This window comes from Glutamicibacter bergerei (assembly GCF_054495185.1).
Map to the genome: position 1 here is coordinate 846601 of NZ_CM137131.1, position 23518 is coordinate 870118.

Consider the following 23518-nt stretch of genomic DNA (forward strand, 5'->3'; position numbering starts at 1 on the left):
TTAGTCTTCCTGAAGCGAGGTTGAGGCAGTTAAGAGCAGCGAGTTAAAACCCGCGTCGAGCGTTTCCATGGCGCGGGTAATTAGCCGGTGGAAGGAATCGATGAGTTCATCGGAGATATGGAGTCCCGAGGCACCAGGCTCGGGTAGCTGGTCAATCCAGGTGTCGAAGGCTGCCTGCCCGGCGCCCAAGGTCGCGTGGGTAAACACGCGGATTGAGTAGGCATCTGCCTGGGGGTAGCGCGAGACTACCTTTGCGATGACCTCGCCGGTGGCGCTTTGCCAGGCGATGAAATTTTGGGGGTAGCAGCCGCCGCTGGCCTGCTGGCGAAGATAAGCCCCAAATTGGGCGACCTGGCCTAAAAGTTCGGTGGCCCGCTCGGATTGAAGTGCGCGCACCACCGCTTGCATGAGCGGAAGATGCTCGGTCAGTGGCGATAGCGTCTCCACCATATGTTCGAGCACCGCATGCAGCGGATAGGAGAGGATTGCATCCACGGAGGGGAAGTAATTAAACAGCGTGCGCCGGGAGATGCCGGCGGCTTCGGCGATTTGGGTGGCAGTCATGGCGGTGCCGTGGCCCTCGCGTAGCAGCTGCAACGCCGCGTCGACGATCGCTTGATGCGTCGCCTGCTTATTGAGTTCGCGGCGTGTGCCGGTACTTTGAGAAGTCACATAATTACACTACGTGCAAACTTGCACGCTGTGCAAAATGAAATGCGTGTTCTGCGCCACGAATTAGGTTGTGCATTAAAAACAAGCGGCCAGTACGCACCGCGATGGGTGAATGCTGACCGCTTGGGTACTCCGGTAACTAAACCGGGGAACGAACTAGCTGGTTACCGAGTTTGCTTCAGACTGGCTAGCAGTTGCCGCCACGGAGTCGTCGGCGAAGGGATCGCCGTTACGCGGTGCGTTGTAGAGCTCCATATTCAGGATGCCTTCGCGCTTGGCGACGATGGTTGGCACTAAGGCCTGACCGGCGACGTTCACTGCGGTACGGCCCATATCGACAATTGGATCAACTGCGAGCAGTAGACCCACGCCAGCCAATGGCAGACCCAGGGTTGAAAGGGTCAAGGTCAGCATCACGACGGCGCCGGTGGTTCCGGCGGTAGCGGCCGAGCCCAATACCGAAACCAAGGCGATCAGCAGGTAATCGGTGAGGCCAAGATCAATGCCGAAGAACTGAGCGACGAAGGTCGCGGCAATGGCCGGGTAGATCGCGGCGCAGCCGTCCATCTTGGTGGTGGCGCCCAATGGCACTGCGAAGGAAGCGTAAGCCGAAGGTACGCCAAGGTTGCGTTCGGTGACCCGCTGGGTCAGTGGCAGCGTGCCGATCGAGGAGCGCGACACAAAGCCGAGCTGGACCGCAGGCCAAACCCCGGAGAAGTACTGCTTAATCGACAGTCCGTGGCTGCGCACCAGGACCGGGTACAGCGCAAAGAGTACAAGGGCCAAGCCAATGTAGATGGCTGCGGTGAACTTGCCCAGTGCGCCAATGGTGTCCCAGCCGTAGCTGGCTACCGCGTTACCGATCAAACCCACGGTGCCCAGTGGTGCAATGCGGATGATCCACCACAGCACCTTCTGAATGATAGAAAGCATCGAGGCGGAGAATGCGAGGAATGGTTCGGCCTGTTTGCCGACCTTCAGGGCTGCAATGCCCACGGCGATCGCAATGACCAAGATCTGCAACACGTTAAAGCTGATCGAGGTGGTAGCAACGCCCTCGGTCATCTTGGTGCTGGCACCTAGGCCTAAGAAGTTTGCTGGGATCAGCCCGGTGAGGAAGCCGAGCCAGTCCCCGGTCTTGCCGTCGTATTCGGCCGGGGCACTTTGGCCGGTATTGGCGCCAGGCTGCATGAACGCGCCCAACCCCATGCCGATGGTCACCGAGATGAGTGCGGTGATGCCGAACCAGAGCAGGGTCTGCCACGCGAGGCGTGCGGCATTGGTGACCTGGGCCAGATTTGCGATGGAAGCGACCACGGCAAAGAAGATCAGTGGAATGACAGCGGTGCGCAGTAAGGCTACGTAGCTGGATCCTATAATCTGCAGTGCTTCACCCAGGGCATTGGGTGCGTCGGCGGTGCTGCCGGTGTACTTTGCGACTAGGCCGAGGATCAGACCAACGATCAACGCAGCGATAATCTGCGGACCGAAGCTGGTCATCCAACGAGGCAGTCTCGATGATGGTGCGGAGTTAGACATGAGTAAAACGGTAGGGGGGAAAAGCGGAACCATTGCAGTTAATGTTACGCAACATGACGCGCGGCGGTTATTCCAACGAAAGGGTGGCCATTTTGTGTGAAGGGTCACTGGAATGAGCCGAATTCTAGAGAAATCTTGGAATAAACCGATGCATAGTTTTCTTTTTGAAGCTGCGCTCAGAAAGCGCAGCGCGCAGGGGACTAACCGAGTTGATGGCTTTTGGGTACCAAATATGCATTAACTGAAAGCACCGGATCTGCCGATGACGAGCAAGAGCAACAAGATGGAGGGTTTAGATGAAGGTTTATATCACCAGTGTCTTGGTTGATGATCAGGCTAAGGCCGAGAAGTTCTACACCGAGCTACTCGGCTTTGTGAAGAAGCACGATGTACCCATGGGTGAATATAAGTGGTTAACCCTGGTTTCACCGGAGGATCAAGGTGGGGTCGAAATTTTGTTGGAACCGGTGGCGCATCCGGCCGCGCGTCCGTTCCAAGAAGCCTTGTTTGCCGATGGTGTTCCGCTGACCTCATTCTCGGTTCAGGATCTGCAGGGCGAATTCGAACGATTGTCAGCCTTGGGCGTGAGATTTACCCAAGAACCAACGCAGATGGGACCGGTGAGTACCGCGGTATTTGATGACACCTGTGGCAATTTGATCCAGTTGTCCACCTATACGCCGTGAGGTTGGGTGGTTAAAACTGTTGGCTGCCAGAAGATCTGACAGCCAACATATTTGATTCGCTCGGGGCAGGGTTAGCCTAATAACGCGCGGTTGAGGGTATCGAGTCCTACGGACCCAAGCTTCAGCGCGCGGGTGTGGAAATCCTTGAGCTCAAAGTTTTCACCTTCACGCGCGGCCACCTGGTCGCGTGCCTGTTCCCAGAGGCGCTGACCAATCTTGTAGCTCGGAGCTTGGCCCGGCCAACCAAGGTAGCGGTTGTATTCGAAGTCCAGCTGTCCCTCGGAGATATCCAGATTCTGTTTGAGGAATTCGTAGCCCTTGTCCGCGTTCCACGTTCCGGTGCCCCACTGGGAGGGTACTTCTAATCCAAGGTGTACGCCGATGTCGAAGACCACGCGAGCAGCACGCAATCGTTGCGCATCGAGCATGCCCATGTAATCGCCCGGGTCGTCGAGGTAGCCCAGTTGGTGCATCAAGCGTTCGGAATATAGTGCCCAACCTTCGCCATGACCGGAAACCCAGCACAGTAGTCGGCGCCAGCTGTTAAGCGTATCGGCCTGCAGCTGTGCGGTCGCGATTTGCAGATGATGACCCGGAACACCTTCGTGATACACGGTGGTCAGCTCGGCCCAGGTGGTGAACTGGTCCTCGCCAGGAGGTACCGACCACCACATCCGTCCGGGGCGTTCAAAGTCTTCGGAAGGGCCGGTGTAGTAGATCCCGCCGTCTTCGGTTGGAGCAATCATGCATTCGATACGGTCCATTGGCGCGGGAATCTCGAAGTGCACGTCGCGTAGTGCCACGATGGCCGCATCGGCCTTTTCCTGCATCCATGACTTAAGCGCATCGGTACCGTCGAGGGTGCGTTTCGGGTCGGCATTGAGGATCTTTTTGGCTTCTTCGATGCTGGCTGTGGGTTTGATCTTTTCAGCCACGCGCTGCTGTTCGGCGATGATCGCGTCCAGTTCGGCTACGCCCCACGCGTAGGTTTCTTCAAGATCTACTGCGGAGCCCAGGAAGCGGCGCGACATTAGTGAATAGTATTCGCGGCCCACCGCATCGGCTTCTGGTGCTTGGGAAAGCAACTCATCGTTGAGTACCTGCGCGAGCTTTCGGTATGCATCTTTTGCGAGATTTGCTCCAGCGTCCAATGAAACAGAAAGGGACGGATCTAAGGCAGCTCCTGCGCTAGCTAACTTGTCAAAGAATCCACCGTCCTTGGCGTAGTCTGCGCATTGACCCATGACGATATTGACCTGACGCTTGGCAGAGACCAATCCCTTAGAAGCGGAATCTCGCAGCGATGCGATGTATCCGTCGATGGCTTGTGGAACGTTAACTAGGCGCATGCCGATAAATTCGAAGTCCTCCACGCGCTCTTGCGGCATGAGGTCAAAGATCGAACGGATTTCCTGCGCGGCGCAGGCAATGTTGTTTAATTCTGTGCGACCAGAAAGCGCAATCTCTAGATCTAATCCAAGCCTTTCTTGCATGGCATCGAGGGTGACCGCATCGATGTCATCTTGGGGCGTAGTCGTCTCCAGCGCGGCGAGGGTTTCGCGTATTAATTCAATCTGCGCTTCGGTTCCCCTGGGGGAGTAATCAGAGTAAGCGGCTTCGTATCCGGGTAACCCAAAAGAAACGCCGTATTCCGGGGCAAGCTCTAGGGTCTTAGCAAAGAAGTTTTCGGCAATGGCGTCGATGCGCGAAGGTATGCGCTGCGCTGTGGGAGATGTCATGTAGCTAACAGTAATTGATATGAAAGATTTGTTGAAGACTTTTAGGTTTTTTGCTGGAAGCTACTTCTTAAAATGAAATTCCCCGGTGATCTACCCAAAGGTAGAACACCGGGGAATTGCGGGTCGAATCGCTTAGCGTCGGCCTAGGCTCCAGCCCAAACGTGGAGACAGCGCCCGACGTTTGCGAAGTCGAGTCATACGCTCGGGCACCGCAGGAACTTCAATCTCCTCAGACGTGGCGCTCCCCATGGCGGTGAGTAGGGCGGTTACCGCCGCGAGTTCTTCTGCGGTGGGTTTACCCTTGGTCACCTGAATCTGTGCGGCCGCAGGTGCGGTGCTTTGCTCGGTCACTGGCTACTCCTTCAAAGGTGGATGCTGGCTGCGGAATCCGGCTTTACAGCGGGATATTGCCATGCTTCTTCGGAGGCAAGGTGGCATGCTTTTCACGCAGTGCGCGCAATCCGCGGACTAGCTGTAGACGGGTCTCGCTCGGCGCAATGACCGCGTCAATGTAGCCCAACTCTGCAGCCTGATAAGGATTAAGAAGCTCTGCCTCATAATCTTCAATGATCTGCTTGCGGCGCGCCTCGACGTCTCCGCCCTCGGCTTCCACTGCGGCCAGATCACGACGGTAAAGAATGTTGACCGCACCCTGTGCGCCCATCACGCCAATCTGCGCGGTAGGCCATGCCAAGTTCAGGTCCGCTCCAAGCTTCTTGGAACCCATCACGATATACGCGCCACCGTAAGCCTTGCGGGTGATTACGGTTAGCTTGGGCACGGTGGCTTCTGCATAGGCATAGAGCAGCTTCGCTCCGCGGCGGATAATTCCCTGGAATTCTTGGTCCTTGCCAGGCAGGAAGCCCGGCACGTCCACGAAGGTGAGCAGTGGGACGTTAAAAGCGTCGCAGTTGCGTACGAAGCGTGCGGCCTTCTCAGAGGCGGCGATATCCAAGGTGCCAGCAAACTGCATCGGCTGGTTAGCCACAATGCCTACCGTGCGGCCTTCGACGCGCGCATAACCAATCATCACGTTCGGTGCGTAGAGTGACTGCATCTCAAAGAAGTGCTCGTCGTCAACTACGGATTCAATAACCTTGCGCATGTCATATGGCTGGTTTGCCGAATCGGGGATCAGCGCATCTAGGGAGAGATCATCTTCATTGATTTCTAGATCTTCATCAAATTCCGCGGTCAATCCGTCGGCGAGGTTTGAGGATGGGAGGAAGTCCAGCAGTTCCTTGCAGAACTCCACCGCGTCTTCCTCATCGGTGGCTAGGTACGTGGAGGTGCCGGTGTTGGCGTTGTGCTGGCGTGCACCACCCAAGGACTCCATGTCGATCTCTTCGCCGGTGACCGTCTTGATGACATCTGGACCGGTGATGAACATGTGGCTGGTCTTGTCGACCATGATGACGTAGTCGGTGAGCGCGGGGGAGTAGGCGGCCCCTCCGGCGCTAGGACCCATGATCAAAGAAATCTGTGGCACAACACCTGAGGCATGAACGTTATTGCGGAAGATGTCGGCAAACATCGCCAGCGAGGCGACGCCCTCTTGGATGCGTGCTCCGCCGCCGTCGAGGATACCTACGATAGGGCAACCATTGCGCAGGGCGAATTCCTGAACCTTGACGATTTTTTCGCCGTTAACCTGGGAAAGTGAGCCACCGTATACGGTGAAATCTTGTGAGTAGACGGCGACCAATCGGCCGTCTACTGTGCCATAACCGGAGACCAGTCCGTCACCCAGTGGTTTCTTCTTCTCCATGCCGAAAGCAGTGGAACGGTGTGTCGCCAGGGCATCAAATTCGACGAAGGAATCTTCATCCATCAGCATGTTAATGCGTTCGCGGGCGGTGTGCTTGCCGCGTGCGTGCTGCTTTTCGATGGCTACCTCGCCCGAAGGTGCCTGCGCCAAGTTCTGGCGGCGGCGGAATTCGGCAAGCTTGCCAGCGGTGGTGGACAGATCGGTCACTTCGTCCGTCTCGGTGTGGCCCTGCGTCATACCTTCGGCTCCCTCGGGTTCTGCTGATGTGTAGGAATGGCACAAGAAAAATGCCAACTAAGTCAGTCTAACCGGGTTATTTGCGGTTTTTGTTGTAGGAAACTCACAAAACGCCCGTGGTGTGAACATGAAGCACACCAGAATAAGTTACTCATGAGTAGCTTAGCGCGGGAACATCGCGTAACCTAGGTCACATGACTAATGAATCGCGTAGTGAGATCGCCCCAGAAATAACTCGGCTCAAGGGCCGCACCGTGTTGATGAGCGGAGGTAGCCGCGGCATCGGACTGGCCATCGCGCTCGCCGCAGCTAAGGCCGGAGCCAACGTAGTCTTGCTGTCCAAAACCGATAAGCCACACCCCAGCTTGGAAGGCACCATTCACACGGCCGTCGAGCAGATTAATGCGGCCGGCGGGCACGGCTTGGCGGTTGCCGGCGACGTGCGTGAAGACGCGGACGTACAGCGCGCGGTGGATGCGGCGGTCGAAAAATTCGGCGGCATCGACATCGTCATCAACAATGCTTCGGCTATCAACCTGGCAAAAACCGATGATCTGGACATGAAGCGCTACGACCTGATGCAAGACATCAACGTGCGGGGGACGTTCCTGTTATCAAAAACAGCGTTGCCATACCTGCGTAAATCCTCACACGCGCATATTCTGACCCTCTCACCACCGCTGAATCTAGATCCACATTGGGCGGGACTTCACCTGGGCTACACCATGGCCAAATATGGAATGTCACTGACCACGTTGGGACTAGCCGAAGAACTCAAAAACGAGGGAATTGCGGTGAATTCGCTGTGGCCGGCAACGTTGATTGATACCGCCGCCATTCGAGCTATGCCCGGTGGGATGAAGATGATCCAAGCCGCTCGCACCACCGATATCGTGGCGGACGCCGCGGTGTGCATTCTTGCCAGTGAGCCACAAGGAGTTAGTGGGAATTTCTTCACCGACGTGCAGGTGCTCGAAAGGTGCGGAATCAGCGACCTGGAGAAGTATGCGGTAAATCCGCAGGCTGAACTCATCGAGGACATCTTCCTCTAAAAACAGGTTCCCCACGGAAGAGATGTCATAGGGTTAAAGGATGAACCCTGAAACCTCGGCGGCACGGGCAGCGCTGGACTCAGCCCCCTTAGAAGAGCTGGCCGCGCAACTGCGGCTGGGCTTCATCAAGGTAGTGACCAGCTCTGGCTCCACCAACACCGAACTTGCCCAACTTGCAAGCGACGGACTAGCTAGCCACCTGAGCGTGTACTTCAGCGAGCACCAGCAACAGGGCAAGGGGCGTTTGGGGCGCGAATGGGTGACACCGGCCGGGTCTGCGATCACCGTGAGCATTTTGGCCTCACCGGGCACTGCGATGGAGCCTCAGTCGTTGAGCTGGTACACGATGCTGGCGGCGCTGGCTTGGTCTCACGCAGTCCAAGAGCTAGTTCCGGTTAATGCGCGGATCAAATGGCCCAATGACTTACTTGCAGGTGACCGGAAAATCTGCGGGATTTTGGCCCAAATGGTGCAAACTCCCCAAGGCTTTGCCGTGGTGGTGGGCACCGGTATGAACGTAGACCAAGAGCCAGCTGAGTTACCTGTAGAAACAGCGACCTCGCTTCGCCTAGCCGGCGGTCACCGGGTGGATCGCTCGGCATTGCTTGCCGAATACCTGCGTCAGTTTGTTGCCCTCGACGCAGCATTCCGAGCGGTAGGCGGGCAAAGTGACGTGGCCATGGAGCCCTTTGGGAACCACTCACTGCGCGAACTGGTGGCGGAACGACTGGCGACCTTAGGCCAAGAAGTACGTGTGGAATTCCCCGATGGATCAACTCTGTTGGGTAAGGCAGTGCAACTGGCTGAGGATGGCGCACTTGTCGTGCAAGACGCTACGGGCCAAAGCCACCGGATTCTGGCCGGCGACGTACACCATGTGCGGCGCGCCGACGGTAAATACGCTTAACGAGCCAAGCGCAGAGTACGCGGACTAGTATTAGGTGAGGTGACTGTTCGGAAGAACTTACGGTAGGAGGGGCGAGGAACTCGACGATGAAGGTGCCGTTACATGACAGGGAGCGCGTGGTCATCAAGACCCGAGAACATTCCCGAGTGTTACGCCAGCCTTTTGCCGTCTTTTTATTCCTCACCGCTGGGTGCGCGTTTCTACTCGGTTATCTCTCCCGTGAAGACCTTTCTGATTGGCTCACGAACGAATCCGAGCTCTGGATGATTTTATCCGCCGTACTGTGGTTCATACTTGTGCTGATCTGGTGTGTTACACCGTGGGTTCGTTGGTTACGCACCTGCATCGTGTTGACCACCGAGCGGATCTTATTCCGGACTTCCTATGGTCGCTCGGACCTAGAATCTATTGGTCTTTATTCCGTGCGTGATTTGATTGCGCACACCAAGCAACAGGCGGTAAGCACGAAACCCGGGACCTTAGACGTTGTATTAAGCCATGGACATGTGCGTATCATGCATGTGCCCGCAGTATCCTATTTCCGCACCTTAGCCATCGAGACGATGAACAACGTGCACCAGCATCAGAGAACAAACGCCGCGGTAGATACATCGAACAGTGAGGGCATTGGACAATGAGCACCGACAACTCCAATCCATCACGTCCAGACACCCCGCAGGCGGCTTCTGAGGCAGTCAAAGAAGCCCGCGAGCACACCCCTAATCCTGAGAACCCGGCGGAGCTAGACCCCATCGCCGAATTGGCCCAAGCCATGAAGAGTCCGCTCCAGGTTCCACATCATGCCTCGGACGCGGTCAAAAACCACATGGCCGATTTGGAGCACCGTCTCATTGGCGGGCAACGCGAGTTTAAACGTCGTGAGGTAGCCGCCGACGCCGGTGTTTCACTACTCTCGGCCCGCAAACTTTGGCGCGCCATGGGCTTTCCGGAGCTCGGCGACGACGAAGTCTTTTTCAGTGGACGAGACACCGAAGCCCTCAAGACCATGGTTGACCTGGTGCGCGAAGGAAAACTCACCGACGAAACCGCCATCTCGCTGATGCGTTCGGTAGGGCAAATGACAGACCGCATGGTGGTCTGGCAGGTCGAGGCGATCGTCGAGGATATGGTCGCCAACCAGAATATGAGCGACCGACAAGCACGCCGGCAACTCTTGGAAAGTCTGCCTGATCTCATCGGTCCGTTGGAAGATTTGCTGGTTTACTCCTGGCGTCGCCAGCTCAACGCCGGAATTCACCGTCTTGCACTACGCGCCGAAGCCGGAGTGGCGGCCTATAACCAAGATTCGGGTGACGACGACGGAACTCCACTGCCGCTGGCCCGCGCGGTCGGCTTTGCCGACCTAGTTTCTTACACCTCCTTGTCGCGTCGGATGAACGAACGCACCCTCGCCCAAATGGTGCAGCGCTTTGAATCTAAGAGCGCCGAAATCATTTCCGTTGGTGGCGGCCGACTCGTCAAAACCATTGGTGACGAAGTCTTATTCGTGGCCGAAACTCCGCAGGCGGGAGCCCAAATCTCCTTGGCGCTTTCGCGTGAATTTGAAGCTGACGAACTGTTGCCGCGCACTCGTGTTGCGGTGGTCTGGGGACGTTTGCTCTCCCGGCTGGGAGATATTTACGGTCCCACGGTTAACTTGGCAGCTCGACTGACCTCGTTGGCGGAGCCCGGAATGGTACTAACCGACGCGGTTACCGCGAACACGCTGAAACAAGACGCACGCTTTATCCTCACTGCTCAAGAAATAACCTCAGTGCGTGGTTTTGGTGAAATTCAACCCTATGAGCTCTCCGCTGGTGAGGGTGGCAGGCTGGTGCTGGACTAAATGGATTCCGAAGAGAACTTCGAAAGCTTCCGCCTGGCCGTCTGCGGTCAAACAGATGTCGGGCTCAAACGCCAGGACAATCAAGACCGCATCCTGATCACTGACGTGGTCCAGGCGGTGGCCGATGGGATGGGCGGACATGAGGCGGGCGAGGTAGCCAGTCAACTGGCAGTAGAAACCCTCGAAGAGCTGAACACCTTCAGCCTGAAAACCATAGCGCGCCGGTTACCGACCGTTGAGCAAGTTCAAAAACAGGTGCAACTGGCCGATGACCGCATCCGAGATGTGCTGGAATCGCGTGGTGGCACTACGCTTTGCGCACTGGCTTTGATCCGTAGTGCAGGGCCAGGCCGTGACCAGGTGAGCCAGCCAATGGTGATCCCACCGTGGACCGGTAGCTTTAAAATGAGCCAAAACACCGATGTGCTCAGCAAGATTACCCCCGAAATGCTGGCCGAACATCGGGCACGGACCGAAAAGGTCAGTGCCGAAACCCAAAGTAGCGCCGAGTACACCAGCTTGCTGTTGGTCAACGTCGGTGATTCGCGCGGTTATCGTCTACGGGGCAAGGAACTGCGTCAACTTACCCGGGACCACTCCGCAGTGCAAGAAATGGTGGACGCCGGTCAGATTACCGAGGCCGAGGCACGTAGCCACCCACACCGCAACCTGATCACCCGCGCCTTAGGTGCCGGGGCCGACAGCCAACCGGATTTAACCGTATTGCAGCCGCGCATCGGTGATCGTTATCTGCTGTGCAGTGACGGGTTAAGCGGGGAATTGACCGAAGAAGCAATTCAAGAAATTCTTGTTGGCTACCCGGAACGAGAAGCGGCTTCTCAAGTTTTGACTCAGGCTGCGCTGGAAGCTGGAGGCCGGGATAATATCGCGGTGGTAGTCATCGACGTGTTACCCGCCGCGGACTCTTAAACACGCGGTGCTCGCAAGAGTCAAAGCGTCGCTTGGTTGGGGCACAATTGGATACGTGAGTGAAAATCCAGTAACACCAACAGACTCCACGATGACCCCGCCGGATAGCGTTCGCGAGCGCTATGCGACGCTGGTGGAACAAGTGCGTGCACATCGCGAGGCCTACTACCTGCAAGACGCTCCGATGGTCTCGGACGCCGAGTATGACCAGCTGTTCCACGATCTGCAGCTTGTGGAGAGCCAGTACCCGATTCTGATGGGCCAGGACTCACCCACGTTAGAAGTCGGCGGTGAGGTCAGCAGCGCTTTTGCTCCGGTAACCCATGCCAGCCGAATGTACTCGTTAGAGGACGTCTTTTCGCTCGAAGAGCTCACCGTGTGGCTGGAACGGGCCCAAGCCAACGCATTAAAGCTTCATCCCGAATCGCCCATGAAGTGGTTGTGCGAAGTAAAAATCGATGGGTTGGCGCTGAACCTGACCTATCGTGACGGAAAGCTGTTGCGTGCGGTCACCCGAGGCGACGGCACTACCGGTGAAGACGTGACACATAACGCGCTGACCATCGCCGATATCCCGCAAGAACTGAGCGGCAATGGATACCCGCAAGAATTTGAAGTCCGCGGTGAGGTTTACATCGGCACCGATGATTTTAACGCCTACAACGAGATGCTGATCGCAGACGGCAAGGCGCCGTTGGCGAACCCCCGCAACGCAGCCGCCGGTTCGCTGCGCCAAAAGGACCCGGCACAGACCGCAAAGCGCCCACTGCGGATGTTTGTCCATGGTCTTGGTCGCAGTAAAGACTTTGCAATGACGCACCAGTCCGAAGCCTATGAGCTGATGCGCGATTGGGGTCTACCAGTTTCTCCTTACGGTCGGGTAGTCACCTCACTTTCCGAGGTCACCGACTTTATCGCCGAGAATGGTCAAAAACGCCATGAGCTGATCCACGACATTGATGGAATTGTCATCAAGGTTGATGACCTGGCCACACAAGAACAGCTAGGTTACACCTCGCGTGTGCCACGCTGGGCGGTGGCCTACAAATATCCGCCGGAAGAAGTACACACCAAACTACTCGATATCCAGGTGCAGGTCGGTCGCACCGGACGAGTGACTCCCTTCGGCGTGATGGAGCCGGTGCTCGTGGCCGGTTCCACCGTCGCGCGCGCCACCTTGCACAACCAAGAAGTTGTTAAGGCTAAAAACGTGTTGATCGGCGATACCGTGATCCTGCGTAAAGCCGGAGACGTGATCCCAGAGATTGTTGGTCCAGTGCTCGCCTTGCGTGAGGGCAATACGGAACTGCGTGAATTCGTGATGCCTACTTCTTGCCCGTCTTGTGGTCAACCACTGGCGCCGGCTAAGGAAGGCGACGTAGATATTCGTTGCCTCAACGCTGAATCGTGCTCGGTACAGCTCACCGAACGAGTAGCCTACCTCGGTGGGCGCAGCGCATTGGACATCGAGGCGCTGGGCTACGAGGCTGCCGCGGCGTTGACCAGTGGGCCGGGTGAAGACCCCGCCACTCAGGGCGGATTGATTTTGCCGGCTGGCGCAGGTCCGCTCCACAACGAAGCCGAACTTTTTGATCTGAAAGAAAAGCTTGAGCAGCTTGCCGAGGTGAAAGTCTGGCGCGAAAAACGCTCCAAGGGTGAAGGCACCGGAAAATTCGAGCTGGTTCCATACTTCTACACCAAGGCCACGGCGAAAAAGCCGTCGGCACCTACCAAGAGCACATTAAAGCTCTTCGAAGAACTGGAAAAGGCTAAGAGCAATCCACTCTGGCGCGTCTTGGTCGCCCTGTCGATTCGTCATGTTGGACCCAACGCTTCACGCGCCATTGCAACCCGCTACGGGTCTATGGACGCTATCCTGGAAGCCTTGAAATCACCGACGGCAGTGGATGAGCTGAGTCAGATCGATTCGGTGGGCTCAATTATTGCCGAAGCCTTGGTCGACTGGTTCAAGGTTGATTGGCATCGTGACATCGTCACCCAGTGGCAAGCCGCCGGGGTGAAGATGGAAGATGAGCAAGACGAAAATGTCATCAAGCATCTAGATTCATTGGCCATTGTGGTCACCGGTACGTTGGAGAACTTCTCCCGGGACACCGCTAAAGAAGCAATCATTATTCGCGGTGGAAAAGCCACCGGGAGCGTTTCCAAGAAGACAGATTTTCTGGTGGCCGGCGAGGCCGCCGGGTCAAAGCTTGATAAGGCGCAGTCCCTAGGCGTGCCTGTACTGGATGAGGCTGGCTTTGTGGTGTTGATTGAACAAGGACCGGATGCTGCGCGCGAGGTCGCAATAAAGGCAAGTGAAGGAGCCTAAGTGGAGAACAAAAAGATAGCGCATGACCCACTGGTACTTTTGGCACGTCGTGCTGCTGCTGCCGGTGCCCAGGTACTTTCCGGCCGTGATGAGGAAAAGTTTAATACGGATGAAAAGTCGGCTGCGGGGGACTGGGTTACCGATTTTGACCGCGCGGCGGAAGAAGCCATCCGTGCCACGATTTTCACCGCACGTCCTAACGACGAACTGACAGGTGAAGAATTCCCCAGTCAGAAGCCGGCTAATCCCAGCGGCTACCGCTGGAGTATTGACCCACTGGATGGCACGACAAACTTCGTGCGCAACATCGCGTATTACTGCTCCTCGGTAGGCGTATGCCAGAGACAAGATGATGGTACCGACTTATGGGTGGCAGCAGCTATCGTTGCGCCCGCGCTGCAGGTCGAATACTTCGCCGGACGGGGGCAGGGAGCTTGGAAGCATGATCTACGTACCAAGAAGATCACCCAGCTCACCGGCCCGGTCGAGTCGGATGCCAAATTGTTGGGTACCGGCTTTGGCTACGACGCAGAACGCCGTGAGTTCCAACTAAGCGTACTGACCGAACTGCTGCCAGATTTTGTCAATATTCGCCGGATTGGTTCGGCAGCCTTGGACTTGTGTTTGGTCGCCGAGGGGTCTTTGGACGCCTACGCGGAATTTGGAACTCAAGAATACGATTGGGCTGCCGGTGCCTTGATCGCTGAAGAAACTGGCACCCCGGTGGGACGACCGGTGGGATACCCCGGTTGGCAATATGCCGGACTGGTTGATACCAGCAAACTGGTTAGCCCTAAAGTGTAGTTAAACATTTCTGGCTCGTACCTGCGCCCCTTCTAAAGGTAGCGGTACGAGCCAGAAGTGTTTTTGGAGCGGTTAGCTGAGCATTGCTATCCAACCGCTAAGGTAGCTCACGGCTATGCCAACAATGACGCCGCCGCAGACCTGCGAGGGGGTATGTTGTTGGCTACGAATGCGGGACCACGAGAGCACCGCGATAAACGCCAGGACGGGTGGGACCAATGCCAAACTCGTACAAAGTTGTAGCGCCACGTAGCAGCCGACCGCCATGTGCACAGAGACCTTCCACCACAGGTTAATCACTGCCACCATTAGCAGCCCGGCCAAGATGGAGAGTACTTCAACAAATATCCGCTGGCTCGCGCCCATCAGGCTAAGCAATAGGAGTCCGAGCCCAATCGATACCGCGGTGAGGGCGAATATTTTATGGCGTTGGCCGCGCCTGGTGACGTGTAAATCGGTCACTGTTCCGCGGTAGGTGGACCACAGCAGATACAGCCACGGAAGAACCATGGTGAAAGCTGTGGCAACGCATACTTCAACCCAGGAGACTTCGCTGTGCCGCAAGGGCGTAGAAAGCAACAGCAAGCTGGCTAAGATCACTGGGGTGAAAATATGCGAGAGGAAAAGCGCAATTTTTCCGATACGGTCATTACGGGAATCGAGTCGCTGATTTTGAGCGGTAATGAGACGGTCCCTTGCTTGTTGGCTCTGTTGGCTCTGCCCTGCGAGTCTAAATGCGGGCGACCTTAAGCCTATAAGTAGCGTCTAAGAAACCGCGCCGTTGGGACACGCGAGGAAAATAATTACTTCCTGTCACGGCTGAATCCTAGCTATCAATTCTTTTTATGCGTAGGATTGAATAAAAGAGTTATCAGGTCACAGTCGTGATCCTCGAAAGTAAAGTGTCTATTGCCTGCGACCGTTCCGAGATTCTGCGTCATGGACATTCAGACGGAGTGGCAGGCGCTGGAAAGGTAAAAATCTTGAAGAGCAGTCCGAAGAGAATTTATGCTTTAGCAGGTGCTATCACGCTGATGGTGCCTCTACTTTTAGCTACAGGTTGTTCCAAGGCCCAAGATCAGTGTTTACCTGAAGCCATGTCTCTTTCTGAAACGACGGCCCGGCCAGGAGCGACGATTACCGTCGCAGCGCCCGCTGCCAAGTGCGATCTGGGTTACGCAGAGGGCAAGGAATATACACTCCAGCTAATTTCGGAGTACTCCGAAAAAGATCCAATCAAGGCGCGAGAAATTCGTGTGAATACCGATGGTTCTTTCAGCGACGAAGTCCCGATCCCTGTGGAGTTCCCCCAAGGGGCAGCCATATTGCTAATTTCAGGTAGTCCATATGACGAGTGTGGGGACTTAGACTCCTGCGCCGCATACTCTCACTCGTTCACAGTTACTGCCGACGAGGACGAGTCAGCACCGAGCGTCCTTGATCATCTAGATACTCTGTTGTTTGAGCCTTAATTTTCCAAAAGAAATTTATTTCGCTGCCTGATCAGCTGAGGCATGTACCAGCCTAAAACTAACCTTTCGGCCACCCACCCAAGGGGGCCGAAAGGGGCCGCAAAACTGACCCGATCAATCATCATTGTCTTGCCGTCTACGTCAAAGAATTCATGGACATGATGGAATGACTTAAACGGTCCACGCAACTGTTCATCAATGAACATGCGAGCTGGATCCATAGCCGTGATTTTCGTGGTGAGCCGAAACGGTATCCCAAAATGTCGGGCCTTCCACGTGACCTGCTCACCGAATGAGATTAAGCCACTTTGCACTCCAGCGACAGCTTGTTCCTTTGTCTGAGACATTGAACCTAGGTGCGCGTCGATGCTCCGTGAACGGTCAAAAAGTTCGGTTCGACTCATCTGAGTTTGGGTGACGCATTCGAAATAGACTGCCATAGTTCTTAGTCTTGCACTCCCGGTAGGCCAATGACCGTATTGAATAGGCCTAGTGGACCCGCAGGTTCTCTAAGCTGATTCCTTCCGCCGCATCATCGTAGTAGGCACGTTTCTTAAGACCGGCCGCGGCGGCTTCGTCGAGAACAACCACAGCGTCTTGGTGAAGTTGCAGAACCGACCCCGGGCACGACGCGGACAGTGGCCCTTCGACGGCTAGCGCCACGGCTTCTGCTTTAGCTTCTCCCGTAGCCACGAGGACTAGACGTCCAGCTTCCAAAACAGTACCCAGACCTTGGGTCACGCAATGGGTAGGAACGTGTTCGATGCCGTCGAAAAAGCGTGCATTGTCGATACGGGTTTGCGCGGCTAAACGCTTGATACGGGTACGGCTTCGTAAAGCGCTTCCCGGTTCGTTAAACCCCACGTGGCCGTTGCTACCAATGCCAAGAATCTGGACCTGTACGCCACCGGAAGCCTTGATAGCCTGGTCATACGCATGTGCTGCGGCTTCGATTTCCTCGACAGAATCTGCCATTCCGCGAGGAGTGTGTAGACCGCTGACGGGCAAGCCAAAAGTGTTGCACACTTCGGTGATCAGAGTCTGACGGTAGGAGAGCTCATGGGTATCGGGGATGCCGATGTATTCGTCCAAGGCGAAGCCTTGCGCGTTGGAGAAATCTGCTCGTCCTTCGGCAACCGCCACACGTAACTCGCGATATAGGCCCAAGGGGGATGAGCCCGTAGCGACACCGAGTACGGGATTTTTTCCATGCCCGTGGTGTGCTAACCCAGCAAGGACGTTATCTGCTGCAATGCGAGCAACATGTTCCGCGGATGAACCAATGAGAACGCGCAAGTCGTTCACTCTCCGATCTGATAGTGAAAAATAAAATTAGTGAGGGCAGGCTACGCGCCGCAGCGCAAATCTTTGGATCTGAACCAAAATGTTGTCCCTTACAAATTGAAATTATTGGGTTGTGTCTGTACTTCTCTAAAACTTCTCACCGCACCGAAGACAGCTAAAAATCAATCCGATTAGGGGTGATTAGAAGGAAAGTTACTTCCTCAGCCATTGACGTGGTGTAGGCGAGCACAACATTGTGATCAAAGAGAAAGACCATATGCCCGAGGGCAATGCTTACTAGTTTACTGGTTGCTGGCAGACAGCACAGCAACGCTGTCTTTTATTTCATGTCAAACCATCACAACTTCTTCATGCCTTCGGCACCGGGTCGCTCATCCGTGAATTCACGCGGAAAGACTTCACTAAACAGAATTCGAAGTGGCGACAGAACCCGCACAAAGGGCTCTGAAGATTCAGAAATGGTGACAAAATAGTAGAACTATGTCTGAAATTGACGATGCCAAAGTTACCAGTAGCCCATTACTGATCGAAGCCGCTACCGTGGCCGACTATGAACGAATTGGCCAGCTAACGGTTGATGCGTACGTGCAGGCCGGGCACTTTGCTGATCCGCAGCACGAATACCTAAAGTTTGTTCGCCAGGTTGCACGAAGGGATAAATACTGCGACATTTTGGTAGCGCGCAAGGATGGTCATCTTGTTGCCTCAATGACCCTCATTCAAGCCGGTAATGAATATGCTGACATTGCGCTTGAAGGCGAGCTAGAAATCCGTATGCTCAGCGTTGATCCGGGCGTACAACGCACCGGTGCTGGCAAAGCGATGGTGGTGGCTGCGATTAACTTTGCCCGCCAACTTGCCGATGTACATACTGTCTCGCTAACCACCGGTGAACGTTGGTTAGCAGCACGAAGTCTTTACGAGTCACTGGGATTTATCCACCGAGCCGAACGTGATTGGGTAGTGCCAAATACCGATATCCGCCTTGTGGTGTATTCGCTGAACTTAGCTGACTAAGCCGCATATCGAACGCTGACATGTGGCGAGCCGTTCTAGCGTGCTGCAGTTCGAAGTGCATAGACTGACGCCATGCGTCGTTTCCCCCGAAGTGTTGTTGTCCTGTCTGTCGCCGCGCTCGTTGCCAGTACCTTTACTGCGTGCAGCGCAGCAACGCCGGACCCAAAACCCGCGGCCGAGGCCTTAACAGCCGCGCTCGGTTCCGGGGACTTTAGTCAGGTGCCACTCGCTGGAAGCGACGCTAGCGCCGCGAACAAAAGCGTCGAAACAGCATTCGGTCCGATGGGCGACATCAAGCATACCCACACCGTGCTGAATACAGTGGAAGACGAAGAAGCCCAAGACGGGGTGAAAACGGCTACCGCAACAGTGCAGACCACGTGGGATGTTGACTCCTCCGAGAACGACCTCACCTATGAAACTCAAGCGGTCATGGAATTTGATCAGGACGCCGAGCAGTGGAAGCTGCGCTTTGACCCGGCGATTCTCGCACCCGACTTGGTCGCCGGAGAATATCTTGACGCACGATTTAGCGAAGCTAAACGTGGACAGATTCTGGGTGGTAACGGCAATGCCCTAGTAAAGAATCGTCCGGTGGTACGGGTAGGAATCGACAAGACCCGCACCGAGGCAGATCAGTGGGACTCCTCGGCACGGAGTCTGGCCAAATTGCTAGAGATCGATGAAGATTCGTTCGCAAATCGGGTCGAAAAATCTGGGGCCAAGGCGTGGGTGCAGGCCATCGTATTGCGTGATGACGCCAGCCGCGAGGTGAGCGATGACGAAATTACCGGGATCCCAGGTGCCGTCGCGCAACCTGATGAGATGCCCTTGGCGCCCACGCGTACCTTCGCCCGACCAATCCTTGGAAGCGTCGGACAAGCCACCGCTGAAATTATCAAAAAGTCTGAAGGTAAAATTCAGGCCGGTGACCAGGTGGGTCTTTCCGGTCTGCAATCGGCCTATAACGAGTCATTAGCGGGGGCCTCAGGCGTCACCGTTTCCCGCTACAACGCGGACCACGAGGCCGTGGCAGAACTGCTGAGCAGTGAACCGGTCGCGGGCGAAGACCTCAAACTGACGCTCAATGAAAATATGCAGACCGTTGCAGAGTCGTTGGTTGCTGAAACTGATTCAGCCTCCTCCATCGTGGCCATTAAACCTTCCACCGGCCAAATTCTCGCGGCCGCATCCGGACCGGAAACCAACGGGCTGAATACGGCGCTCAAAGGACGCTACGCACCGGGATCTGTCTTCAAAGTAGTCGGTGCCCTAGCAATGCTGCGTGACGGCGAAACACCCCAGAGCAAGGTGCAGTGCCCGGCAAGTACCGAGGTTGATGGCAAAAGTTTCAAAAACTATGACGGTTACCCAACCAAAGCGGTGGGTACGATTCCATTCGCAGAAGCCATTGCAGAGTCTTGCAACACGGTTTTCGTCAATGCAGGTAAGGGACTTGGCGCCAAAGCGGTGGCCGACGCTGCCAGCTCATTAGGGCTACTAGCAGATGATGGAACTGGAGCCGAAGCATTTATCGGTTCGGTGCCAGATGACTCCGAAGGTACCGAGTTGGCTGCAAACATGATTGGACAGGGCGTGGTGGAATCCTCTCCATTGGGCATGGCAACAGTGATGGCTTCCATTGCTAACGCCAGCACCGTGCATCCACAACTCGTGCTGAACCCGAAGGTCAAAGAACCGGCCAAGGCTAAGAGCGCGCTGACTGAAAAAGAAGCTGAGCAGTTGCAAGAAATGATGGCCGGCACGGTGGACCACGGAACGCTCAAAGCATTAAAGTCGGTTCCTGGGGCAAAAATTATCGGCAAGAGTGGTACCGCCGAATACGACGCCGAACGAAACGCGCACGCCTGGGTGATTGCCGCCCAAGGGGATCTGGCCGTCGCAGCCTTTGTCGAAGACGGTGATGGGGGCGCGCAGACTGCCGGACCGTTAGTTGCCGACTTCCTTACCAAAGTTGGTAAGTAATCACTGTTTAGCTTGCGGGGGTAACTGCCGCGAAATAATCGCGGGAGAGAACGCTGAAAATTAGCTGGTCGTGGAAACGCCCCTGATGGAAATAGATCTCTCGTTCTCGTCCTTCAAGGATGAAGCCTGCTTTTTCATAAGTGCGTACCGCGCGAGTGTTAAAGGCGGCGACTTTCAGCCCTATACGGTTTAGACCCATCTCCGCGAAGCCGTATTTGAGCATTAGGCCGATGGCACGGGTGCCGTAACCTCGGTTTACCTGGTCACCGCCGAGCATGATCGCTAACTCGGCGGCTCGGTGCGGTAAGGATCCACCACTGAGCGTGATGTGCCCGATAAGCCGTCCATCCTGGCATTCAAAAATGCTAAACCCAGCATCACCGCTGTGGGGTTTATTTACGCTCCAACTAGCAAGCATTTCCGTCACCGATTGGGCAGGACGGGGTTTGATAATGCGTTGTTGTAACACTGCCCAACGCGGGTCATTCCACCATTGGGCAAGTTGCGCAAGATCCTCTGGTTCCACTTCGCGCAAATCCACCTGCTCATCACAGAGCAGGCTCTTTCCATAGTCTTGGGCCTGTTCCATTTGATTCCACTGCGCCTCACCGAACATGAAACCCATGCTATCTAGTCGACGCGGAAGTTTGTTAGTAAAGAGAAAAACAAACTATTTGTCAAAGAAGTGTGAACAACACTAGCCCTAGGCTCTTGTGTGCTCAGCGCGCGCTTGGCAGACTGAGCCCATGGGCATTATCTACAACACCTCCATGAATCCTTCAAAAAATGAGTTGCTCGCTAAGTGGCTGGTGACGCAGGATTTTTATGACGGTCAGGGCGCACCAGACTTACAGGACGTCGGTGGCTTCCGTTTGGAGGATCCAGCCGGAGAAGTGGGTATGGAACTGCGCTTAGTCGCAGACCGTGCCGATCGCACCGAGGTGATTTACCACGTGCCTTTCAGCTACCGAGCCGAAGCGCTGGAAGGCGCCGAGGCATATCTCGTGGGCACCAGCGATCACGGGATTCTCGGCTTGCGTTACATCTATGACGCGACCGGTGACCCGGTTTTTACTGCGCAGCTCAATGAACTTCTTGCCGGCCGGGCTGTCCCACAACATCAGAACAATTCCTTCGAAGAAGACTCAAATGTCCGGGTCTTAGGTAACGGGGTTAGCGGCACGCTTGAAGTGATTCGTCGCCCAGTCGCAGGCGAAGTAAGCGGGCAAGGTGTGGTCGGTTCGTGGGAAAACGCGCTAGGCCAACCGCTCAGTGGTCTGGTATTGCGCATAGCATAACCGCTTGAAGACCAAATCGACCTAGCTGAGGGCGGGCAAGGGATAGACTTGTCTGTGAAACCCATCCGCCCACTTTAGGGAGATATATGTCTGCCATCAGCCGTGAGGACCTTGTGCATTTGGCACAATTGGCCCACATCGAGATGAGCGGCGCAGAGCTGGATAAGATGACCGGTGAGCTCGGCGTGATCGTCGATGCCATCGCATCTGTCAGCGAAGTCGCCTCTTCCGATATTCCAGCCACCAGCCACCCAATCCCGTTGACCAACGTGTTGCGTGAAGACGTGGTGGGGCAGACGCTGAGCATCGATGAAGTTCTGCTCAACGCGCCTGACTCGGACTCGGACCGCTTTAGGGTCCCAGCAATTTTGGATGGTGAATAATTCTGTGTCTGATCTGATTCGTCTTTCCGCCACCGCACTGGCAGAAAAGCTGCGCGCTGGCGACGTAACCTCCGTCCAGGCAGTCCAGGCTCACCTGGACCGTATCGCCGAAGTTGATGGTGCACTAAACGCCTTCCTGCACGTGAACGCCGAAGAGGCGCTCGCCGTAGCGGCCGAGGTGGACGCGATTCGCGCAGCCGGCGGAGCCGAAGCCGAAGCGCTGCACCCACTTGCCGGTGTACCAATTGCCATCAAGGACCTGATCGTCACCAAGGGCCAGCCCACCACCGCAGCATCGAAGATGCTCGAAGGCTGGATGAGCCCATATGACGCGACCGTGATCGAAAAGATCCGCGCGGCAAAGCTTCCAATGTTGGGCAAGACCAACCTGGACGAATTTGCCATGGGTTCGTCCACCGAGCACTCCGCCTACGGTGTGACTCGCAATCCGTGGAATCTGAACCGCATCCCCGGTGGTTCCGGCGGTGGCTCGGCCGCTGCAGTTGCCTCCTTCGAAGCCCCACTCGCACTGGGTACGGATACCGGTGGCTCCATCCGCCAGCCGGGCGCCGTCACCGGCACCGTGGGTGTGAAGCCAACCTATGGCGGTGTTTCGCGCTATGGTGCGATCGCCATGGCTTCCTCGCTGGACCAGATCGGCCCGGTCTCCCGTACCGTGCTTGACTCGGCATACTTGCAGGAACTGATCGGCGGGCACGACCCGAAGGATTCAACCTCGCTGCCAAAAGCCCTTGAAGGTCTGGTTGCTGCCGCGGAAGCTGGTGCCACCGGAGATCTGAAGGGTCTGCGCATTGGTGTGGTTAAAGAATTGCAGGGTGAAGGCTACCAAGCTGGCGTGCAGGCACGCTTCGAAGAATCTCTGGAATTGCTCAAGGGTGCGGGCGCAGAAATCGTCGAGGTTTCTTGCCCTAACCTGAAGTACGCGCTGGGCGCCTACTACCTGATCATGCCTTCGGAAGTCTCTTCCAACCTGGCCAAGTTCGACGGCGTGCGCTTCGGCAAACGCGTGCTGCCAGAATCCGGCCCAATGACCATTGAACGCGTCATGGGCTCCACCCGCGCCGCAGGTTTTGGCGATGAGGTAAAGCGCCGCATCATCTTGGGCACCTACGCATTGAGCGCCGGTTACTACGATGCGTACTACGGCTCGGCACAGAAGGTTCGCACACTGATTCAGCGCGACTTCGCCGCAGCATTTGAACAAGCAGACGTACTGGTGTCTCCAACGGCACCAACCGTCGCCTTCGAACTGGGCGAGAACGACAACGATCCATTGGCTATGTACCTCAACGACGTGGCAACCATCCCGGCTAACCTCGCCGGCATCCCGGGCATCACCGTGCCCGGCGGATTGTCTGAGGACCTGCCGGTGGGTATCCAGTTCTTGGCGCCTGCTTTCGAAGACGCCCGCGTGTACCGCGCGGGTGCCGCATTGGAAGCACTGCTGGAAAAGAGCTGGGGCCACACCCTGATCTCGCAGGCACCTGCCATTGATTCCGCGTCGATCGCGCCAAAGGCCTAAGG

At 56.0% G+C, this 23518-nt stretch carries 23 protein-coding genes; 14 read left to right on the plus strand and 9 right to left on the minus strand.

Going from position 1 to position 23518, the window contains the following annotated elements:
- Both ACX5K5_RS03925 and ACX5K5_RS03930 read right to left on the minus strand, forming a co-directional pair.
- Nucleotides 1-672, minus strand: coding sequence for a TetR family transcriptional regulator (locus ACX5K5_RS03925; RefSeq protein WP_188684452.1), 672 nt, complete (start codon nucleotides 670-672; stop codon nucleotides 1-3).
- Nucleotides 673-828: 156 nt separating this feature from the next.
- Nucleotides 829-2172 carry a dicarboxylate/amino acid:cation symporter gene (locus ACX5K5_RS03930; RefSeq protein ID WP_459175059.1) on the minus strand — a complete coding sequence of 448 codons (1344 nt, stop codon included), beginning with the start codon at nucleotides 2170-2172 and terminating at the stop codon, nucleotides 829-831.
- Between the two features lie 335 nt (nucleotides 2173-2507).
- On the opposite strand from ACX5K5_RS03930, the gene ACX5K5_RS03935 reads away from it, so the two are divergent.
- Complete coding sequence (locus tag ACX5K5_RS03935) at nucleotides 2508-2897, plus strand: VOC family protein (RefSeq protein ID WP_188684456.1); 390 nt, start codon at nucleotides 2508-2510, stop codon at nucleotides 2895-2897.
- Nucleotides 2898-2968: 71 nt separating this feature from the next.
- On the opposite strand, the gene ACX5K5_RS03940 is transcribed toward ACX5K5_RS03935, so the two are convergent.
- The 3 genes from ACX5K5_RS03940 to ACX5K5_RS03950 form a co-directional block, all read right to left on the minus strand.
- The gene (locus tag ACX5K5_RS03940) at nucleotides 2969-4636 is read right to left on the minus strand and encodes a DUF885 domain-containing protein (protein ID WP_459175060.1); all 1668 of its coding nucleotides are present in this window, start codon (nucleotides 4634-4636) and stop codon (nucleotides 2969-2971) included.
- A 132-nt stretch (nucleotides 4637-4768) separates the two neighbouring features.
- Nucleotides 4769-4987, minus strand: coding sequence for an acyl-CoA carboxylase subunit epsilon (locus ACX5K5_RS03945; RefSeq protein WP_096256674.1), 219 nt, complete (start codon nucleotides 4985-4987; stop codon nucleotides 4769-4771).
- A gap of 43 nt (nucleotides 4988-5030) precedes the next feature.
- Entirely contained in the window at nucleotides 5031-6641 is a 1611-nt protein-coding gene (locus ACX5K5_RS03950) for an acyl-CoA carboxylase subunit beta (RefSeq protein ID WP_096256675.1), read from the minus strand.
- A gap of 194 nt (nucleotides 6642-6835) precedes the next feature.
- On the opposite strand from ACX5K5_RS03950, the gene ACX5K5_RS03955 reads away from it, so the two are divergent.
- The 7 genes from ACX5K5_RS03955 (at nucleotide 6836) to ACX5K5_RS03985 (ending at nucleotide 14512) form a co-directional block, all read left to right on the plus strand.
- Nucleotides 6836-7693, plus strand: coding sequence for an SDR family oxidoreductase (locus ACX5K5_RS03955; protein WP_096256676.1), 858 nt, complete (start codon nucleotides 6836-6838; stop codon nucleotides 7691-7693).
- Between the two features lie 40 nt (nucleotides 7694-7733).
- Nucleotides 7734-8600, plus strand: a complete 867-nt coding sequence (locus tag ACX5K5_RS03960; protein ID WP_096256677.1) for a biotin--[acetyl-CoA-carboxylase] ligase — start codon at nucleotides 7734-7736, stop codon at nucleotides 8598-8600.
- An 86-nt stretch (nucleotides 8601-8686) separates the two neighbouring features.
- Nucleotides 8687-9238: a hypothetical protein gene (locus ACX5K5_RS03965; protein ID WP_096256678.1), complete on the plus strand. Its 552-nt coding sequence runs from the start codon at nucleotides 8687-8689 to the stop codon at nucleotides 9236-9238.
- The gene (locus tag ACX5K5_RS03970; RefSeq protein ID WP_096256679.1) at nucleotides 9235-10446 is read left to right on the plus strand and encodes an adenylate/guanylate cyclase domain-containing protein; all 1212 of its coding nucleotides are present in this window, start codon (nucleotides 9235-9237) and stop codon (nucleotides 10444-10446) included. Before ACX5K5_RS03965 ends, ACX5K5_RS03970 begins: the two co-directional genes overlap by 4 nt.
- Nucleotides 10447-11376, plus strand: a complete 930-nt coding sequence (locus tag ACX5K5_RS03975) for a PP2C family protein-serine/threonine phosphatase (RefSeq protein ID WP_096256680.1) — start codon at nucleotides 10447-10449, stop codon at nucleotides 11374-11376.
- A 91-nt stretch (nucleotides 11377-11467) separates the two neighbouring features.
- Nucleotides 11468-13708, plus strand: coding sequence for an NAD-dependent DNA ligase LigA (gene ligA / locus ACX5K5_RS03980; protein ID WP_459175421.1), 2241 nt, complete (start codon nucleotides 11468-11470; stop codon nucleotides 13706-13708).
- Complete coding sequence (locus ACX5K5_RS03985) at nucleotides 13709-14512, plus strand: inositol monophosphatase family protein (protein ID WP_188684466.1); 804 nt, start codon at nucleotides 13709-13711, stop codon at nucleotides 14510-14512.
- 72 nt (nucleotides 14513-14584) lie between these two features.
- Here the strand turns inward: ACX5K5_RS03985 and ACX5K5_RS03990 are convergent, their stop codons facing one another.
- Nucleotides 14585-15112 (minus strand): hypothetical protein, encoded by a 528-nt coding sequence (locus ACX5K5_RS03990; protein ID WP_141392960.1) that lies wholly within the window; start codon nucleotides 15110-15112, stop codon nucleotides 14585-14587.
- Nucleotides 15113-15396: 284 nt separating this feature from the next.
- Between ACX5K5_RS03990 and ACX5K5_RS03995 the strand changes: the two genes are divergently transcribed.
- Complete coding sequence (locus ACX5K5_RS03995; protein ID WP_096256684.1) at nucleotides 15397-15984, plus strand: hypothetical protein; 588 nt, start codon at nucleotides 15397-15399, stop codon at nucleotides 15982-15984.
- On the opposite strand, the gene ACX5K5_RS04000 is transcribed toward ACX5K5_RS03995, so the two are convergent.
- Together ACX5K5_RS04000 and ACX5K5_RS04005 are read right to left on the minus strand one after the other, a co-directional pair.
- Nucleotides 15981-16331: an SRPBCC family protein gene (locus ACX5K5_RS04000; RefSeq protein WP_308422401.1), complete on the minus strand. Its 351-nt coding sequence runs from the start codon at nucleotides 16329-16331 to the stop codon at nucleotides 15981-15983. The genes ACX5K5_RS03995 and ACX5K5_RS04000 overlap by 4 nt on opposite strands.
- A gap of 142 nt (nucleotides 16332-16473) precedes the next feature.
- A complete protein-coding gene (locus ACX5K5_RS04005) occupies nucleotides 16474-17289 on the minus strand; it encodes a glucosamine-6-phosphate deaminase (RefSeq protein WP_229677031.1) in 816 nt (271 codons plus the stop codon).
- Between the two features lie 480 nt (nucleotides 17290-17769).
- Here ACX5K5_RS04005 and ACX5K5_RS04010 point away from each other — a divergent pair, with 480 nt between their 5' ends.
- Complete coding sequence (locus ACX5K5_RS04010; RefSeq protein WP_096256686.1) at nucleotides 17770-18306, plus strand: GNAT family N-acetyltransferase; 537 nt, start codon at nucleotides 17770-17772, stop codon at nucleotides 18304-18306.
- A 72-nt stretch (nucleotides 18307-18378) separates the two neighbouring features.
- On the plus strand, nucleotides 18379-20292 hold the full coding sequence (locus tag ACX5K5_RS04015) for a penicillin-binding transpeptidase domain-containing protein (protein WP_442346885.1): 1914 nt from the start codon (nucleotides 18379-18381) through the stop codon (nucleotides 20290-20292).
- Between the two features lie 7 nt (nucleotides 20293-20299).
- Here ACX5K5_RS04015 and ACX5K5_RS04020 read toward each other — a convergent pair whose 3' ends face one another.
- Nucleotides 20300-20917 (minus strand): GNAT family N-acetyltransferase, encoded by a 618-nt coding sequence (locus tag ACX5K5_RS04020; protein ID WP_188684470.1) that lies wholly within the window; start codon nucleotides 20915-20917, stop codon nucleotides 20300-20302.
- 121 nt (nucleotides 20918-21038) lie between these two features.
- Between ACX5K5_RS04020 and ACX5K5_RS04025 the strand changes: the two genes are divergently transcribed.
- The 3 genes from ACX5K5_RS04025 to gatA all read left to right on the plus strand — a co-directional run bounded on the left by ACX5K5_RS04025 (nucleotide 21039) and on the right by gatA (nucleotide 23516).
- Complete coding sequence (locus tag ACX5K5_RS04025; RefSeq protein ID WP_459175061.1) at nucleotides 21039-21590, plus strand: maltokinase N-terminal cap-like domain-containing protein; 552 nt, start codon at nucleotides 21039-21041, stop codon at nucleotides 21588-21590.
- Between the two features lie 86 nt (nucleotides 21591-21676).
- Complete coding sequence (gene gatC, locus ACX5K5_RS04030) at nucleotides 21677-21973, plus strand: Asp-tRNA(Asn)/Glu-tRNA(Gln) amidotransferase subunit GatC (RefSeq protein WP_096256691.1); 297 nt, start codon at nucleotides 21677-21679, stop codon at nucleotides 21971-21973.
- Nucleotides 21963-23516: an Asp-tRNA(Asn)/Glu-tRNA(Gln) amidotransferase subunit GatA gene (gene gatA, locus ACX5K5_RS04035; protein WP_459175062.1), complete on the plus strand. Its 1554-nt coding sequence runs from the start codon at nucleotides 21963-21965 to the stop codon at nucleotides 23514-23516. Before gatC ends, gatA begins: the two co-directional genes overlap by 11 nt.
- Nucleotides 23517-23518 lie beyond the last annotated feature (2 nt).

Bases quoted from the DNA above. Each gene is read 5' to 3' on its own strand.
- ACX5K5_RS03930 (WP_459175059.1), bottom strand. From the start codon at position 2,172: ATGACCAGCTTCGGTCCGCAGATTATCGCTGCGTTGATCGTTGGTCTG.
- ACX5K5_RS03935 (WP_188684456.1), top strand. From the start codon at position 2,508: ATGAAGGTTTATATCACCAGTGTCTTGGTTGATGATCAGGCTAAGGCC.
- ACX5K5_RS03940 (WP_459175060.1), bottom strand. From the start codon at position 4,636: ATGACATCTCCCACAGCGCAGCGCATACCTTCGCGCATCGACGCCATT.
- ACX5K5_RS03950 (WP_096256675.1), bottom strand. From the start codon at position 6,641: ATGACGCAGGGCCACACCGAGACGGACGAAGTGACCGATCTGTCCACC.
- ACX5K5_RS03955 (WP_096256676.1), top strand. From the start codon at position 6,836: ATGACTAATGAATCGCGTAGTGAGATCGCCCCAGAAATAACTCGGCTC.
- ACX5K5_RS03960 (WP_096256677.1), top strand. From the start codon at position 7,734: ATGAACCCTGAAACCTCGGCGGCACGGGCAGCGCTGGACTCAGCCCCC.
- ACX5K5_RS03965 (WP_096256678.1), top strand. From the start codon at position 8,687: ATGAAGGTGCCGTTACATGACAGGGAGCGCGTGGTCATCAAGACCCGA.
- ACX5K5_RS03970 (WP_096256679.1), top strand. From the start codon at position 9,235: ATGAGCACCGACAACTCCAATCCATCACGTCCAGACACCCCGCAGGCG.
- ACX5K5_RS03975 (WP_096256680.1), top strand. From the start codon at position 10,447: ATGGATTCCGAAGAGAACTTCGAAAGCTTCCGCCTGGCCGTCTGCGGT.
- ligA (WP_459175421.1), top strand. From the start codon at position 11,468: ATGACCCCGCCGGATAGCGTTCGCGAGCGCTATGCGACGCTGGTGGAA.
- ACX5K5_RS04000 (WP_308422401.1), bottom strand. From the start codon at position 16,331: ATGTCTCAGACAAAGGAACAAGCTGTCGCTGGAGTGCAAAGTGGCTTA.
- ACX5K5_RS04010 (WP_096256686.1), top strand. From the start codon at position 17,770: ATGTCTGAAATTGACGATGCCAAAGTTACCAGTAGCCCATTACTGATC.
- ACX5K5_RS04015 (WP_442346885.1), top strand. From the start codon at position 18,379: ATGCGTCGTTTCCCCCGAAGTGTTGTTGTCCTGTCTGTCGCCGCGCTC.
- ACX5K5_RS04020 (WP_188684470.1), bottom strand. From the start codon at position 20,917: ATGGGTTTCATGTTCGGTGAGGCGCAGTGGAATCAAATGGAACAGGCC.
- ACX5K5_RS04025 (WP_459175061.1), top strand. From the start codon at position 21,039: ATGGGCATTATCTACAACACCTCCATGAATCCTTCAAAAAATGAGTTG.
- gatC (WP_096256691.1), top strand. From the start codon at position 21,677: ATGTCTGCCATCAGCCGTGAGGACCTTGTGCATTTGGCACAATTGGCC.
- gatA (WP_459175062.1), top strand. From the start codon at position 21,963: ATGGTGAATAATTCTGTGTCTGATCTGATTCGTCTTTCCGCCACCGCA.